General features: G+C 73.4%; 3 protein-coding genes. All 3 read left to right on the top strand.

Annotation, left to right across the window (positions count from 1 at the left end):
- Positions 1 to 322 precede the first annotated feature (322 nt).
- The 3 genes from QXH22_RS20710 (at position 323) to QXH22_RS20700 (ending at position 17,767) form a co-directional block, all read left to right on the top strand.
- Complete coding sequence (locus QXH22_RS20710) at positions 323 to 7,849, top strand: PE family protein (protein ID WP_306276814.1); 7,527 nt, start codon at positions 323 to 325, stop codon at positions 7,847 to 7,849.
- Positions 7,850 to 7,887: 38 nt separating this feature from the next.
- Complete coding sequence (locus QXH22_RS20705; RefSeq protein WP_306276813.1) at positions 7,888 to 11,760, top strand: PE family protein; 3,873 nt, start codon at positions 7,888 to 7,890, stop codon at positions 11,758 to 11,760.
- A 487-nt stretch (positions 11,761 to 12,247) separates the two neighbouring features.
- The gene (locus QXH22_RS20700; RefSeq protein ID WP_306276812.1) at positions 12,248 to 17,767 is read left to right on the top strand and encodes a PE family protein; all 5,520 of its coding nucleotides are present in this window, start codon (positions 12,248 to 12,250) and stop codon (positions 17,765 to 17,767) included.
- Positions 17,768 to 17,952: the final 185 nt, after the last annotated feature.

Below are 17,952 nucleotides of genomic sequence, written 5' to 3'. Positions count from 1 at the left end.
TCACTGCCTGTAATTTCAGCCCTTACTGGCGCACCGACGATGGCATTTGAATTCATTCTTCGGATTGTTTCTGCGATCTCCGCAGCGATCAAGGGGCGGAGAGATCACCGCTCACGTCGGTGCCATCGACTGCGACCACCACTCATCGAATTCCGTTGAAATTCAGATAATTCCGTGCACGACGGTCCAATCGGTTCTTCGGCTCGCCGTATCGCGCCGAAAGACTTACTAATCACGGTCCGCTTCGGAATACTGAAGCGCATCTGCATTTCTTGCCATCACCGCAAATCCAATAGGCGGGAGCATCTCAGTGTCGTACGTAATGGCAACACCAGACGTATTAGCTACGGCGGCAGCGGATGTGGCGGGTATCGGCTCGTCGTTACGGGCGGCGAGTGTTGCCGCCGCGGCACCAACGACCGGAGTTTTGGCCGCCGCGGGCGATGAGGTGTCGGCGGCCATAGCGTCGCTCTTTTCCAGCCATGGCCAGGCCTATCAGGTGCTCAATAAGCAGGCTGCCGCGTTCCAGAACGAGTTCGTCAGCGCGCTGACCCGGGCCGGGAGCTCGTATGCCCTGGCCGAAGCGGTCAACGCTTCGCCGTTGCAGATCCTCGAAGAGCAGGTATTAGCGCTCATCAACGCACCCACCAACCTGCTGTTGGGGCGCCCGCTGATCGGCAACGGCACCGACGGCGCGCCAGGCACCGGACAGAACGGTGGGGGGGGCGGGATCCTGTGGGGCAACGGCGGCGCGGGCGGCTCTGGCGCACCCGGCGGAACCGGCGGCGCCGGTGGACCGGCCGGACTCTTCGGTGCGGGCGGGACCGGCGGTGCCGGCGGGATCGGCGGCGGATCCGGCGGTGCGGGCGGCAGCGGAGGCTGGCTGTGGGGCAATGGTGGTGCCGGCGGGGCGGGAGGCGTCGGGACGGTAGGTATCAACGGAGGTATCGGCGGGGCCGGGGGTAGTGCCCTGTTGTTCGGTAACGGTGGGGCCGGCGGGGTGGGCGGGTCCGGTGGGGCCGGCACGATCGGGAGCCCGGGCAGCCCGGGCACCGCACTACTGACCGGCGGTACCGGCGGTCCGGGCGGCAACGGTGGCCACGCCGGTGCGGGAGGCGCCGGCGGCAACGGCGGGCTGGTCTACGGCGCCGGCGGAGCGGGCGGCAATGGAGGCATCGGCGGAGCCGGCGGCGCCGGAGGGGTCGGCGGCGCCGGCTGGAATGAGACCAACGCGGGAGTCGACGGCGGCAACGGCGGTAACAGCGGCAGTGGCGGTGACGGCGGCAACGGCGGTACGGGCGGGGCCGGCGGCCGTGGATCGACGCTATTCGGCGCCGCAGGAGCCAACGGCAACGGCGGCACCGGCGGGGCCGGCGGCAATGCCGGGGCACCCGGCGATGGCGGCGTCGGCGGCGCGGGCAACGCCCTGGTGACCACGGGTGGATGGGGCGGCAACGGCGGCAACCCTGGCGGCGTCGGCATTGGCGGCAACGGTGGCGGCGCCGGCGGACCCGGCGGCGCCCCGGGAGCGAGCGGGGCCGTCGGAACCATCATTGCCGGCAACGGAGGCACCGGCGGTGCGGGCGGTCAAGGCTACAACGCCGCCACTGATCCGTTGGCTGCCCCCGGCACGTCCGGTGGCAAAGGCGGTCACGGCGGCTTTGGCGGGGCGTACGGACGCGGCGGAGCCGGCGGGGCGGGCGGCAACGCAGCGATCGACGGCAATGGTGGCGACGGCGGTTGGGGCGGCGGTAGTGGCTTCTTGGGCGGCACCGGCGGTGCCGGGGGGGCCGGCGGAGACGGCGCCGGCACCGGGTCGGGTGGAGCCGGCGGCGCGGGGGGCGACGGGTCCAACACCAGTTCAGCACCAGCGGTAGGCGGCACCGGCGGTGCCGGAGGGGACGCCGGCTCCGGTCGTGGCGGCAACGGTGGCGCCGGAGGAATCGCCCAGAGCTTTGGAAGCGGAACGGCGATCGGTGGTGCCGGTGGGGCAGGTGGCACCGGTGCCGCCGGCGGTGGAGATGGCGGCGACGGCGGTTCGGCGTTCAACAATGGATACGGCAGCGCCATCGGGGGCGCCGGGGCAAATGGCACGAGTACCGGCCTCACAGGCACCGGCGGCAAAGGCGGCGCCGGCGGTAGCGCATCCGTCGGCATCGCCCTGTCCGGGGGCACAGCTACCGGCGGCACGGCCGGTGTGGGCGGCGACGGAATGAACGGCGGGGCCGGCGGTGCCGGCGGATCAGCAACCAACGCCGGCACCGGGGCTGTCGCTCCGACCGTCGGCGGGGCCGGCGGCTCGGGCTCCGGCGGCACCGGCGGTGCCGGAGGTGCCGGCGGTGCCGCGACGATCACCAATGCCGCCTCAACAGCTAACGCCGTGGGCGCCGACGGAGGCGCCGGCGGTCTAGGCAACAACGGCGGTAGCGGCGGGGCCGGGGGCAACGCCACCACGGAGGGAACGGGAAGTGTGACGTCAGGCGCCGGCGGCCAAGGCGCGCAGGGCACCAGCGGCATTGGCGGGACTGGGGGAGCCGGTGGCAAGGCGACAATCTCCAACGCCACCTCGAGCGCGACCGCTACCGGGGGCACCGGCGGAGCCGGCGGCACGGCCTTCACAGGAGGCAACGGTGGCGCCGGAGGGTCCGCAGCCACCAGCGGAACCGGAGCTGTCAATCCCGGCACCGGCGGCAAGGGCGGTGGCAGCTTCATCGGCGGCGGAGGAATCGGCGGCAACGGCGGCGACGCGATCGTCACCAACGCGGCTTCCACCTTCAGCCCAGTCGGCGGCACGGGCGGGGCTGGCGGGACTGGGATCGACAACAGCGGCCCGACGGCGGGGCGGGGTGGGACTGGCGGCACCGCGCAAACCAACAGCAGTAACGCGTCGACGACAGCGACCGGCGGCACCGGAGGGGCCGGCGGAGACGGCGGTGGCGCCTTCACCTTCGTCGGTGGGACTGGAGGCTCCGGCGGCATCGGCATCCACTCGGGTGCGGGCACCGCCATCGGCGGCGTCGGCGGAGCGGGCGGTAGCGGCCCGACCGGAGGCGGGGGTGGCGGCAACGGCGGATCAGCTTTCAACACCGGAACAGGTGGTGCCATCGGCGGTGCTGGCGCCGCCGGCACCAGCGGCGGCACCACCGGGACCGGCGGAGCCGGCGGCGCCGGGGGCGACGCAGAAGTCGCGTCAGCGGCGACCGCCACCGGCGGCAAGGGCGGGGCCGGCGGCAACGGCACGTCCGGCGGTACCGGTGGTAACGGCGGTGGCGCAACAACTTTGGGAACCGGAACCGTCGCGGGCGGTGCGGGCGGTGTCGGTGGCAATGGAACCACCGGCCCAGGCGGGACTGGCGGCGGCGGCGGTGACGCGGTCATCACGAACAACGAGTCCACCGCTACCGCGGTCGCCGGTAACGGTGCGGCCGGCGGCACCGGCGCCACCGGCGGGGACGGTGGGGGCGGCGGAACGGCGATCACCCTGGGAACCGGCAATGTCAACCCCGGCACCGGCGGCACCGGCGGCACCGGAACGTCCGGCGCCGGCGGAAACGGTGGGGTCGGCGGCAGCGCGTCTATCGACAACCCCGACTCGACCATCAACCCGGTCGGCGGCGCCGGCGGTGCCGGCGGTAGCGGCGTCGACAACCTGTCCGGGGGCAGCGGCGGCACCGGCGGCACCGCTCAAACGAACAGCAGCAAAGCGGCCACCAGTACCGGAGGTACCGGCGGTGCGGGCGGCGACGCCACCACCGGCACCGGCGGAACGGGAGGCATGGGCGGTGCCGGCGTCCACAACGGAGCCGGCACCGCCATCGGCGGCGTCGCCGGAATAGGCGGTAGCGGTCCCGTCGGAGGCGGAGCCGGCGGGACCGGGGGCATAGCAATCAACGGTGGAACTGGTGACGCGATCGGCGGCACCGGCGCTGACGGCACCGCAGGCGGTGCCACCGGAACCGGCGGAGCTGGCGGCGCCGGCGGCAAGGCAGAGATCACCAACGTCGCCTCGTCGGCGACGGCCGTGGGCGGAAACGGCGGCGCCGGCGCCGGCGGGACCACCGGCGGCAAGGGCGGCGATGGCGGTGGTGCCTCCAACGACGGATTGGGCGATGCAGCCGCCGGCACCGGTGGCGCGGGCGGCACCGGCGGAACCGTCGGTGGTGCCGGAGGAACCGGCGGCAAAGCTGAGATCACCAACTCCTCCTCGTCGGCTACCGCCGTCGGCGGCGCAGGGGGAGCCGGCGCCGACGGGACCGCGGGCGGCAGAGGCGGCGACGGCGGAAGCGCATCGACGAAAGGATTGGGCGATGTAGCCGGCGGTGACGGCGGCGCGGGCGGCGCGGGCACCACCGGCAACGGCGGGTCCGGCGGCAACGGCGGCCGCGGCGAGATCTTTAACAACGCCTCGAGTGCCACCGCGGCCTCTGGCGATGGTGGAGGGGGCGGCACGGGCGCCAGCGGCGGCAACGGCGGATTCGGCGGAACTGCAACCTCCAGCGGGCTCGGCAACGTCACCCCCGGCTCCGGTGGCTCCGGCGGCGCCGGCACCACCGGTACCGGCGGCAATGGCGGTGGCGGTGGCGGTGCCACCATCACCAATGCGGCCTCGACGGTCAACGTGGTCGGAGGCACCGGCGGCACCGGTGGCCAGGGCGTCGACAACCTCTCCGGAGGCCGCGGCGGAATCGGCGGTACGGCACAGACCAACAGCAACGACAACACGACGACGTCCACCGGTGGCACCGGAGGGATCGGCGGCAACGCCACCACCGGTACCGGCGGAATCGGTGGCTTCGGTGGGGCCGGGGTCCACAACGGGGCTGGTAACGCGATGGGCGGCGTTGCCGCCGCGGGTGGTTCGGGTCCCGCAGCGGGCGGGGCCGGGGGAAACGGCGGGTTCGCCCTCAACAGCGGAACCGGTGGGGCGATCGGCGCCGCCGGTGCGGACGGCACCAGCGGGGGAGCCACCGGCGGCGCCGGCGGCAACGGCGGGGGTGCCCAGATCAGTAGCCCCACCTCAACCGCTATCGCCACCAGCGGCAACGGGGCTGCCGGAGGGGCAGGCGGCAACGGCGGGCTGGCCTTGAACGCCGGCCTGGGCGGCATCTCCGCCGGCACCGGCGGTGCAGGCGGAGACGGCACCACCGGTCCGGCTGGCACCGGGGGAACCGGGGGTGCCGCACAAATCACCAATATCAGCTCGACCATCACCGCAGCCGGCGGTGAAGGCGGAATCGGTGGCGATACCCTCACCGGCTCAGGCGGGACCGGCGGTGCCGGCGGCAGCGCTTCCCACTCCGGAGCCGGCATTGCGGCCGGCGGCAAGGGAGCCACCGGAGGTGTGGGTCCCGCCGGCGGCGGAGCCGGCGGTAACGGCGGCTCTGCGACCAACAGCGGGACCGGCAACGCGAGCGGCGGCGACGGCGGCGCCGGCAACGGCGGAGTGACCGGAGGCGCGGGCGGGAACGGCGGCAGCGCAGCCATCACCAACTCTGCCTCGTCGGGCACCACCGTCGGCGGCAAAGGCGGGGCGGGTGCCCTCGGTCTGGTCGGCGGAGCGGGCGGCTCCGGCGGCGGGGCGACGAGCAAGGGGCTCGGACCTGTCGTCTCTGGTATGGGCGGCGGCGGCGGCGAAGGCACGACCGGCTTCGGCGGGGCAGGTGGCGACGCCGGCACGGCGAGCATCTCCAACGGCACCTCGGCGGCAACCGCTTTCGGCTCGGCGGGTGGAGCCGGCGGGAAGGGCGCCACCTTCGGCGGCAATGGCGGATCCGGCGGTTCGGTGACGACTTCCGGAACCGGGAAGCTGGACCCTGGTACGGGCGGCGCTGGCGGCACTGGTACCGGCGGAGCCGGCGGCAACGGCGGCAAGGGCGGCTCGGCAACCATTTCCAACACGTCCTCCACGGCGACCGCCCAGGGCGCCACCGGCGGGGTGGGTGGCAGCGGTGTCAGCGGTGGCAAGGGCGGCGCCGGTGGTAACGCATCAACCAACGGCGCCAGCGTCACCACCGCGGCCATCGGCGGTACCGGCGGAGCGGGCGGCGGCGCCTCCACCGGCACCGGCGGCACCGGCGGAACCGGAGGTGAAGCCTCCCACTCCGGTGCGGGCAGCGCCACAGGCGGCAAAGGTGGTGCGGCGGGGACCGGAACTAACGGCGGGACCGGGGGCAGTGGTGGCCTGGCGGTTAACAGCGGCGGTGGAAACGGTCCCGCCACAGGTGGTGCCGGTGGTGACGGCGCTGCGGGAACCGGTGGAACCGGTGGATCGGGCGGCGCCGGGGGCGACGCGAAAGTCTCAGGACCCCCCACATCGACCGGGGCGGCAACCGGCGGCAAAGGCGGCGCAGGCGGCACCGGCACGGTCGGCGGAGCCGGTGGCAAGGGTGGCGCGGCGTCCACCTCCGGGCTTGGAAGTGTCACTCCCGGCACCGGCGGTGCGGGCGGAATCGGCACCTCGGCCGGTGGGGAGGGCGGCCAAGGCGGCGCGGCGAGCATTGACAACGCAGCGTCGTCGGCCAGTGCCAAGGGCGGTACCGGCGGCGTCGGCGGTAACGGGATCAACGGCGGCAAGGGCGGCGCGGGTGGTAGCGCGTCGACCAACGCCAGCAGCGGCACCACTGCGGCCATCGGGGGCACTGGCGGAGCCGGCGGTAATGCCAGCGGTACCACAGGCACCGGCGGCGCCGGTGGTACCGGCGGCGATGCCACTCACTCCGGTGGGGGCAGCGTCACCGGCGGCGGCGGCGGTAACGGCGGAACCGGCCCCACGGGCGGAGCCGGCGGCGACGGCGGAAAGGCGAGCATTTCCAACAATGGCTCAACGGGAACCGCGGCCGGCGGCAACGGCGGAACCGGTGGTACCGGCATCACCGGCGGCAAAGGCGGTTCCGGCGGTGCGGCAATGACGACCGGTCTCGGAAGCGTCACCGGTGGCACCGGCGGCGTGGGCGGCACCGGCAATGCCGCTACCACCAGCGGCGGAACCGGCGGCCAAGGCGGCGAGGCGACCATTTCCAATACCGGCTCGGCCGCCACCGCAAAGGGCGGCACCGGTGGTGCCGGCGGCGCTGCCACCGTCGGGACCGGTGGGGCGGGCGGTGCCGGCGGCAAAGCGGTCCACTCGGGTGCCGGCACCGCGGCCGGCGGTGCTGGCGGCACCGGTGGACTCGGCGTTGCCGTCGGCGGCGCCGGGGGCAACGGCGGCTTCGGTCTGAACAGCGGAACTGGAAACGCCACCGGCGGTGACGGCGGTATCGGCAACAAAGGATCAGCAACCACTGGGAACGGCGGGGCCGGCGGTGTTGGCGGCGACGCCGAAGTGAGTAACGCGACCTCGACCGGCAGTGCCACCGGCGGCAACGGCGGAGCCGGGGCTCCGGCAGGCACCACCAGCGGCTTCGGCGGCGCCGGTGGCGCGGCGGGGAACGCGACGAACAAAGGGTTGGGATCTGCCACCGGCGGCACTGGCGGCGTGGGTGGCGGCGCCAGCGTCAGTGCCTCCGCCGGCAACGGCGGGAACGGTGGAGTCGGCACTGTGGCCAACGCCGGCAACGCAAGTGCTGCGAGGGGCGGCCAAGGCGGCTTAGGCGGCAGCGGAGGCCAGGGCGGTGCCGGTGGTAACGGCGGTCTGGGGTCCACCCTCGGGACTGGATTCGGCATCGGCGGTAACGGCGGCTTCGGCGGCAACAGTGCGGCCACAAACGCCAACGGCGGTAATGGCGGCAACGGCGGCAACGCTCACGCGGGCAACATCAGTAACGCCGCGGTGGGCGTCGGCGGCGTCGGCGGCACCGGCGGTACTGGCGGCAGCAAAGGCCTCACGGGCAACAACGGAATAGTCGTCTAGCGCGATCACAAGCCAACACTTTCAACGGGAACCACACCATGTCCTATGTACTCGCACTACCGGATGCGTTGGCCGCCGCAGCAGTTGATGTAGCAGATATCGGCCGTTCCCTGGGAGCAGTCAGCGTTGCAGCGGCCGCGCCGACGACAGGGATGCTGGCAGCGGCCGGCGATGAGGTTTCGGCGGCAATCGCGGCATTGTTCCGCACCCACGGGGACGCCTATCAGTCGTTGAGTTTGCAGGCGTCGGCGTTCCACGAACAATTCGTGAAACTACTGGCGCAGGCCGGAACCCGATACGCCTCTGCAGAAGCAGCAAACGCCTCACCCTTGGCGCTGATTCAAGAAGCCGTGTTGGGGGCGGTCAACGCGCCCACCAATCTGCTGTTGGGGCGCCCGCTGATCGGGGACGGCGCCAACGGCGCGGCCGGGACCGGCCAAAACGGTGGTGCCGGCGGGATCTTGTGGGGCAACGGCGGCGCCGGTGGGTCCGGCGCCATCGGCGGTCCGGGTGGCACGGGCGGTGCCGCAGGGCTAATCGGATCCGGCGGGGCCGGCGGGGTGGGCGGAGTCGGTGGAGGCGCAGGCGGTGCCGGCGGCACCGGCGGGTGGCTGTGGGGTAACGGCGGTGCCGGCGGGGCGGGAGGCATCGGCCTATTCGGCGGTGGCGGTGGGACCGGCGGTGCCGGCGGTAGCGCGCTGTTGTTCGGCAGCGGTGGCGCTGGTGGTGTCGGCGGTACAGGTGCAACCGGTTTCAACGGCGCCCCAGGCACTGCGGGCACCCCAGTGCTTGCCGGCGGCAACGGCTTTGACGCGGGGGCGGGCGGCAACGGAGGCACAGGTGGGGCCGGCGGAAAGGGCGGCCTGCTGTACGGCGCGGGTGGGTCCGGCGGGCACGGCGGCGCAGGCGGCGTTGGTGGGACCGGCGGAATCGGCGGCGCCGGCTGGGACGCCACCACCGCGGGCGCTGCCGGGGGCAACGGCGGAAACAGCGGCAACGGCGGTCACGGCGGCACCGGCGGGATGGGCGGCGCGGGCGGCCAGGGCTCGCTGCTACTCGGGCAGGCAGGTACCAACGGCGACGGGGGTGCCGGAGGCGACGGCGGCAACCCGGGCGCTCCCGGAAACGGTGGTACCGGAGGGTTCGGTAAACCAACGCTTGTCGGCGGCACCGGCGGGAACGGCGGCAACACCGGAAGCGTCGGCATCGGCGGCAACGGCGGTGCAGCCGGCGGACCGGGGGGCGCCGTTGGGGCAGAAGGCAACAACGGCGTCATCACCCCCGGCAATGGCGGCAACGGCGGCGCAGGCGGCCACGGCTACGACGCCGCAACCGACCCGACCACCCCTGCTGGGACACCGGGCGGCAACGGCGGGGCCGGCGGCCACGGCGGCAGCCACGGAAACGGAGGCACCGGCGGAGCCGGGGGAGCCGGTGCGCCTGGCGCGAAAGGCGCACCGGGCTCCCCAGGTACCGCGACAGCAGCCGGCGGCATCGGTGGAAACGGCACGGCCGGCGGTGCCGGAGGTGCAGGCGGGGCAGGGGGCAACGGCGGCCTGGCTGCCGGCTCGGGCGGGGCCGGCGGCCACGGCGGGGCAGGCGGTGCCGGCGGCACCGGCGGGACCGGCGGCGCCGGCTGGGACGCCACCAACGCCGGCGCCGACGGCGGCAACGGCGGCAACAGTGGCGACGGCGGAGCAGGCGGCACCGGCGGAATGGGCGGGGCCGGCGGACAAGCATTGACGATAACGGGACAAGCGGGCGCCAACGGTGACGGCGGCGCCGGCGGCGCCGGTGGCGACCCGGGGGCGCCTGGCAACGGTGGCTCCGGTGGTGTCGGTAAACCCGCCCTGGTCGGCGGCACCGGCGGCGACGGCGGCGACCCCGGAAACGTCGGCATCGGGGGGGTCGGCGGTGCCGCCGGCGGAGCGGGCGCGACCGACGGTCCGACCGGCCTCAACGGCACCATCACTGCCGGCAACGGAGGCAACGGCGGCGCCGGTGGCCACGGCTACGACGCAACCCTGGCGGCTCCTGGCACATCGGGCGGCAAAGGCGGGACGGGCGGCAACGGCGGCAGTTACGGCAACGGCGGCGCCGGTGGCGCGGGAGGAAGCTCCGCCTTCGGCGGCGGCGCCGGCGGAGATGGCGGAGCCGGAGGCAAGAGCGGATTGATCGCCGGATCCGGAGGCGCCGGCGGAGACGGCGGTAACGCCACCGGCACGGGCGCCGGCGGCACCGGCGGTACCGGAGGAGCAGGCCAGAACGATGGATCCGGCAACGCCATCGCAGGTGCCGGGGGCCAGGGCGGCATCTCAGCCGGCGGCGTTGGTGGCAACGGCGGTGCCGGCGGCGCGGCGGCCTACATCGGTACGGGTTCTGCGATAGCCGGCAGCGGAGGCGCCGGTGGCAGCGGACCCTTGGGCGGCGGGCAGGGGGGAATCGGCGGCCAAGCGACTAACAACGGAACCGGCAGCGCCATTGGCGGTGACGGAGGTGAGGGCGGCGCCGCCGCCATCTCAGGCAAGGGTGGAGCAGGAGGAGCCGGCGGCGCAGCGGCGGTCCAGAATCTGCTGGCTAGCGGTACCTCCACGGGCGGCAAGGGCGGCGCCGGCGGCGCCGGGCCGGCCGGTGGCGGAAACGGCGGGGACGGCGGCAAGGCGCTCAACGCAGGCGATAGCGGGACGTCCAGGGGCGGCGTTGGCGGCGGCGGCGGCAGTGGCGGCAGCACGGGCAACGGTGGTAGCGGCGGTGCCGGCGGTGCTGCGAACGGCGGCAACGACGTCGGGGGCAGCTCGGTGAGCGCAGCTGCCGGCCGAGGCGGGGCCGGCGGTGACGGCGTTACTGGTGGGAACGGGGGACGGGGCGGTGACGCCGTGGGGTACTCATCCAGCGATGCGCAATCGGGCGCCGGCGGGGTCGGTGGCAATGGCCTCGCAGGTGGCGGCAATGGCGGCAACGGCGGCGAAGCGGTCAACAGCGGAATCGGCGGCGTCTTCACCGGCAGCGGCGGGGACGGCGGTAACGCGACTTCCACCGGCACAGGGGGCCGGGGAGGAAACGGCGGCAACGGGAGCACAACGAACCCTGTTGGTACCGGCGGCGCAGTCGGCGGCCACGGCGGGGCGGGCGGATCGGGAGTTGATGGTGGTGGGAACGGCGGGGCCGGGGGCAACGTGGATCAAAACGGGGCAACCGGGAATGCGCTCGGCGGGTCCGGCGGGTTGGGGGGCAGCGGCGGCACGACGGGCAAAGGCGGCAATGGCGGCCCGGGCGGGACCGCAAGTGTCAATGCCAAAGACCCGACCACAAACGCATCCGGCAACGCCGTCGGGGGCAAGGGCGGAGCTGGCGGCGCAGGAACCGCAGGCGGGGCCGGGGCAATCGGCGGTGACGCGGTCGTGGCCCCCGGCGGCAGCGGCAACGCGTTCTCAGGTGACGGCGGCGCCGGTGGAGATGGCCTCGGGGCAGGTGGCGAGGGCGGTAGCGGCGGTACTGCCACCAATCAAGAAACCGGCGCGGCCACGGCCGGCAACGGTGGCACGGGCGGAAAGGGAGGTATCGCCGGCGGGCTCGGCGGTAATGGCGGCAAAGCGGTTATCGACAACGCAGTGTCCACGAATACTGCGACCGCCGGCGCCGGCGGCAGGGGCGGCAACGGGGGAACCGGCGGCGATGGCGGCAGCGGAGGGTTGGGGTCCACCCTCGGTTCCGGATCCGGGATCGGCGGTAAGGGCGGCGACGGCGGAAACAGCACCCTTGCGTCGACCAACGGTGGGAGCGGCGGCAATGGCGGCAATGCTCACGCGGGCATTGGTGGTACCCCGGTCGTCGGCAGCGGCGGCGTCGGCGGCGCCGGCGGGACCGGGGGCAGCAAGGGCGCAGACGGCAAGAGCGGTGTAGTCGTCTAGACCCTGTGCCGCCAACCTCGCCTTTCGCCGGGCGGGATGCCACCCTGGACCGCGGGATTTCCTCGCGAAAGCGGGTGTTGTTGATCCAAGCACCCAGTTGGGCTCCGCTCCATCCCGCGCCCCGTTAAAAAGCGGCGCAGCCCCGACTCGTCGTCGACTTATTCCTCTCACTTCGCCCTTTCGTCGCAATAATAAATTCATTCCGAAGACGGACTGGGGCTTATAATCGGGTCGCACCCTGGACCGGCCGGAAATCACCCCAATAGCGACCCATCAAATGAAACCGCGCGGACACGCGTTCGCCGAACTTCGTTCTAGAACAACGCTTTTGGATCACCTCACTGCCCTGCCACCAGATTTGAATGATTCAAGTAATGAACGATTTAACTAATGGCATAAAAGCTTAGTAACGGCCGCCCGTTCGTGGTACTGATGAACGACAGAATTACTTGCCTTCGTCAGGCACGATCAGGCGGGAGCGACCAAGATGTCGTACGTCTTTGCAACTCCGGACTTTCTCGCAGCGGCCGCCGCGGATGTCGCCAGTATCGGCTCGTCATTGCGCGCGGCGAATTTCGCCGCCGCCATACCGACAACTGAGGTGCTCGCTGCCGCCGGTGACGAGATTTCGGCGGCCATCGCAGCACTTTTCAACAGCCACGGCGCCGGCTACCAAGCCATCGAAAGCCAGGCAGCGGTATTCCACTCACACTTCATGCAGGCGCTCGCCAGCGCCGGCGACTCCTACGCCCTCGCCGAGACCGCCAACGTGTCGCCGCTGCAAGTGCTGGAAGGGCAGATACTCGGAGCGATCAACGCCCCCACCAATCTGCTACTGGGTCGTCCGTTGATCGGCAACGGCACAGACGGGGCGCCCGGTACAGGGCAGAACGGAGGTGCCGGCGGCATCCTGTGGGGCAATGGCGGTAGCGGCGGTTCAGGCGCCGCGGGCGGGGCCGGGGGCGCCGGGGGCGCGGCCGGTCTGATCGGCAGTGGTGGCGTCGGCGGTGCCGGAGGCGCCGGTGGCGGTATCGGCGGCGCCGGCGGCACCGGCGGCTGGTTGTGGGGCAACGGCGGGGCCGGCGGGGCCGGCGGTATCGGCGGCGCGACCGTCAATGGCGGAGTGGGTGGTGTGGGCGGCAATGCCCTGTTGTTCGGCAACGGTGGAGCCGGTGGGCTTGGCGGTGCCGGCGCGGCTGGGGCCACGGGCACCCCGGGTGATCCCGGCACTGCGAGCGCGACCGGCGGCGTCGGAGGTACGGGCGGTACGGGCGGAAACGCCGGGACGGGCGGCGCCGGGGGCAACGGAGGACTGGTCTATGGCACAGGCGGCGCCGGCGGCAGCGGCGGCACCGGCGGGGCCGGCGGCACCGGCGGCCTGGGCGGCGCAGGCTTTAACGCGCTGGGCGCCGGTGTCGATGGCGGTGACGGCGGCAACGGCGGCTCCGGCGGTACCGGCGGTAACGGCGGCACGGGTGGCGTCGGCGGGCGCGGCTCCATCCTGTTCGGCGCCGCGGGCGCCAACGGCAACGGCGGCATAGGTGGCGCCGGCGGTAACGCGGGCAATGCCGGAGACGGCGGCATCGGCGGCGCCGGCGACGCCCTCATCACCCAGGGCGGCGCGGGCGGAAATGGTGGCAATCCCGGCGCCGTCGGCCTTGGCGGCAACGGCGGCGGTGCCGGTGGACCCGGCGGCAGCGCGGGCGCGAGCGGCGCCGCAGGCACGATCACGGGTATCAGCGGCAACGGTGGCGCTGGTGGCCGCGGTTACGACGCCGCCAGCGACGCGGGGGCGGTGCCCGGCACCTCCGGCGGCAAAGGCGGAAACGGAGGCGCCGGCGGCTTGTACGGAGCTGGCGGCGCCGGCGGCGCCGGCGGCAATGCCACGCTGGCCGGAGGCACCGGGGGCGACGGCGGCTGGGGCGGGGCCAGCGGCCCAACGGGTGGTACCGGCGGGGCGGGTGGGGCCGGCGGTGACGGTGCCGGCACCGGCGCAGGCGGCAACGGCGGCATCGGGGGGACGGGCTTCAATAACGGAGCCGGAAACGCTGTCGGCGGCGCCGGCGGTGCCGGCGGCGATGGCAACCGCGGCGGAAACGGCGGCTCCGGAGGCAACGCATTCAGCAGTGGAGCCGGCGATGCCTTCGGCGGCGCCGGAGCGGCGGGCGGCGCGGGCCCAACTGGTGGTGGTGACGGCGGTTTCGGGGGCGCCGGGTTCAACAGCGGAACGGGTAACGCGACTGGCGGCGCCGGGGCAGACGGGACCAGTGGCGGCAACACCGGCACCGGCGGCCGAGGTGGCAGCGGCGGCGATGCGGTCATCACCACCGCAACCTCAACGGCGACCGCCACCGGAGGCACCGCCGGAGCGGGCGCCGACGGCACCACCGGCGGCTTCGGCGGTAATGGTGGATCGGCATTTACCAGCGGGACCGGCAAGGTCAACCCAGCCGCTGGCGGAGCGGGCGGTGAAGGCAGCGTCGGATCAGGTGGCAACGGCGGATCCGGTGGTACCGCGTCGATTTCCAATGCGGGATCGACGGTCAACGCAACCGGGGCTGCTGGCGGCGCCGGCGGCGATGGCGCCACCTTCGGTGGCGGTGGTGGTACGGGCGGCACGGCATCGACTGCCGGCCTGGGCAGTGTCACGTCCGGAACCGGCGGCAAGGGCGGGAACGGCGCCGCCTTTAACGGCGGCTCCGGCGGGTCCGGCGGGCACGCGAACATCAGCAACAGCAAGTCCACGGCGACCGCCACTGCAGCCAACGGTGGCGACGGCGGCACCGGAACCACCGGCGGCTTCGGCGGCGCCGGGGGTTCGGCGTCGACCTCCGGAACTGGAATCGTGACCGCCGGAACCGGTGGCGCCGGTGGCACCGGCACCACCGGAGGCGGGGGAATTGGCGGATTCGGCGGCAGTGCGGTCATCAACAACACCGCTTCCGACGTCAGCCCGGTCGGCGGGCGCGGCGGCGCCGGCGGCGCCGGCGTCGACAACACCGCCCTCGGCCGCGGCGGCGGCGGCGGGAGCGCGCAAACCAACAGCGGTAACGCGACCACCGTGGCGCTCGGGGGCGCGGGTGGCGTCGGTGGCGACGCGAGCACGGGCACCGGCGGAACCGGCGGGACAGGCGGAGTCGGGACGCACAGCAATGCCGGCGTCGGAGCAGGAGGTGACGGTGGTGCCGGCGGCAAGGGTCCCACGCGCGGAGGGGCAGGCGGCAACGGGGGACTCGGGCGTAACAGCGGCACCGGCAACGCCCTTGGCGGTACCGGAGCCGCCGGCACGAGTGGTGGTCTTACCGGTGGCGGCGGTGCCGGCGGCGGCGGAGGGGCCGCCGAAGTCGCCATCGACATTTCATCGGGGATTGCGACCGGCGGCAAAGGCGGCGCAGGCGCCGATGGCGTCTTTGGCGGCAACGGCGGTGTTGGCGGATCGGCGACCAACTTTGGAACGGGAGCAGCAATTGGCGGCGCTGCCGGCGCCGGAGGCGACGGGACGACCGGCTCGGGAGGGTCCGGCGGCAGCGGCGGATCCGCCACCATCTCCAACAGCGCATCCACCGCAACCGCGACCGGCGCCGATGGCGCCGCCGGCGGTGACGGTGCCACTGGCGGCAACGGCGGGTTCGGCGGATCGGCCACCACCACCGGGACGGGCAATGTCACCCCGGGCAACGGGGGCGCAGGAGGCATCGGAAACACCGGCGGGGGCGGCAGCGGAGGTTTTGGCGGCACCGCAGCCGTGAACAATGCCGCGTCGACGGTCAGTCCTGTCGGCGGTACTGGTGGTAACGGCGGGGCCGGGGTAGACAACCAGTTCCTGGGGCGAGGCGGCACCGGTGGGGGTGCGAACACCAACAGCAGCGACTCGTCGACGACGGCCACGGGCGGCACGGGTGGGCTTGGCGGTGAGGCCAGCACCGGTACCGGTGGAACAGGTGGCTCCGGTGGTAGCGGCACGCACAGTGGGACCGGCACCGCCGTGGGCGGCGTCGCCGGTGTTGGTGGCAAGGGCTTAGCGGGCGGCGGGGCCGGAGGCGACGGCGGGAACGCCTTCAACAATGGAACCGGTGACGCCATCGCCGGCGCCGGCGCCGGCGGTACCAATGGCGGTGCCACGGGCAGAGGCGGCGCGGGAGGCGCCGGTGGCTTGGCGCAGGTCGGAAATCCCGACTCCTCGGGTATCGCGGTGGGCGGTCAGGGTGGGCCCGGCGCCGATGGCACGGCCGGCGGAAACGGTGGTTCAGGCGGCCGGGCCATCAACTTGGGATTGGGAGCGGTCACCCCCGGCACGGGTGGCGCAGGCGGCAACGGGACCACAGGTGCCGCCGGCATCGGTGGCACCGGCGGCGATGCGCAAATTTTCAAGTCCACGTCTACCGCAACAGCCAGGGGCGGTGAGGGTGGAGCCGGCGGCAGCACCAGCACCGGCTCGGGCGGCGCCGGTGGGACCGGCGGCTTCGGCTTCCACGCCGGGGTCGGTGATGCACGCGGCGGCACCGGTGGTGCCGGTGGGACTGGTACCGCCGGTGGTGGTCGCGGTGGCGACGGCGGCGGCGCCTCAAATACTGGAACGGGCAACGCAATCGGCGGTGATGGTGCCAACGGCACCTCGTCGGGGGCGATCGGCGGGGCCGGCGGCAACGGTGGCACCGCAACCGTTTCGTCGCCGTCATCATCCGGTGTGGCTACCGGCGGCAAGGGTGGTGCCGGTGCCGATGGACCTACTGGCGGGGCCGGCGGCTTCGGTGGGTCGGCTACCAACGCCGGCTCAGGCACTGCTGTGTCAGGCGCCGGCGGCAAGGGAGGCGAGGGCTTTGCCGGCGCGGGCGGTAGTGGTGGCGGTGGCGGCACCGCGACCATCAACAATCAGACGTCCACGGCGGGCGCTGTCGGAGGCATCGGCGGAGCTGGCGGCGCCGGCCAATCCGTGGGCGGCAACGGCGGCTTCGGAGGATCAGCCACCACTAACGGGCTAGGCAGCGTCAATCCCGGCACCGGCGGTGCGGGCGGCTTTGGTAAGGGCGCCGCGGCGGGCGGCGGAAACGGTGGTCGAGGCGGTGACGCATTCATCAGCAACATCGGCTCGTCCGCAAGCGCCAAGGGTGGTACTGGCGGCGCCGGCGGCGCCGGCGCCAACAACGGCACCTTGTTCGGCCAGGGCGGCGCTGGCGGCTCCGCCCAGATCAACAGCAAGAGCCCGACCACCACGGCCACAGGAGGCACGGGAGGAACCGGTGGCACCGCGTTCAACGGCGTAGGCGGGACCGGCGGCACAGGCGGATTCGCAGTGCACTCCGGTGCGGGCGTGGCTGTCGGCGGCAATGGCGCCACCGGTGGGTCAGGGTCGACTTTCGGTGGAACGGGCGGCAGCGGAGGTCTCGCAACCAACAGCGGAACCGGCAACGCCATCGGAGGCAACGGCGCGGTTGGAGGATCCAGCGGAGCGTTGGTCGACGGCGGCACCGGCGGTCGCGGCGGCGACGCGCGTGTTACCTCCTCCAACTCCGCGGGCAGCGCCACCGGGGGCGCCGGTGGGGCAGGTGCCGCCGGCATCGGCGCGGGCGGCGGTACCGGGGGCGCAGGCGGGGACGCGCAGAATGACGGCTTGGGCACGGCGACCGGCGGCAAAGGCGGACAAGGCGGGCTAGGCGGTGACGGCGGTGACGGTGGGGACGGCGGGGCCGGCGGAACCGGGCGAATCACCCGTATCACCTCAGCGGCGAACGCGACCGGCGGCGCCGGGGGGAATGGCGCTACCGGCGGCACGGGCGGAACTGGCGGTAAAGGTGGTTTGGGATGGACCGACGGAACCGCTTTCGGCATCGGTGGCGGAGGCGGCGTCGGCGGCAATAGCACGAGCGCCAGCTTCGGCGGTAGCGGCGGCGACGGCGGCGATGCCCACGCCGCCACGATCGGCAATGCGATCGTCGGGTCAGGTGGCAAGGGAGGTTCCGGCGCGTTCTTCCCAGGCTTCTCGGGCGCCAAGGGCAACATCGTCTGACGCGTCACTGCGAGGTTCTGACCGGACGGGTCCGCAACGGCCCGTGGCTCCCCAGCTGCCGGAGCCGATGGCAGACGACACTACCGTCAAACATCTCGGTTGAGTTAGCCGCCGTGCCCGTTAACTCAGGGTTGTCATTCCACAACACGAACTCCGGCGGAATGGTCTCCGCGGCTGCGGGTTAA

It is taken from the genome of Mycobacterium sp. TY814, from assembly GCF_030755175.1.
GTDB lineage: Bacteria > Actinomycetota > Actinomycetes > Mycobacteriales > Mycobacteriaceae > Mycobacterium.
Note: the sequence above shows the minus strand (reverse complement) of the source record. Positions and strands in the feature narration are given on the sequence as shown.

Bases quoted from the DNA above. Each gene is read 5' to 3' on its own strand.
- QXH22_RS20700 (WP_306276812.1), top strand. From the start codon at position 12,248: ATGTCGTACGTCTTTGCAACTCCGGACTTTCTCGCAGCGGCCGCCGCG.
- QXH22_RS20710 (WP_306276814.1), top strand. From the start codon at position 323: ATGGCAACACCAGACGTATTAGCTACGGCGGCAGCGGATGTGGCGGGT.
- QXH22_RS20705 (WP_306276813.1), top strand. From the start codon at position 7,888: ATGTCCTATGTACTCGCACTACCGGATGCGTTGGCCGCCGCAGCAGTT.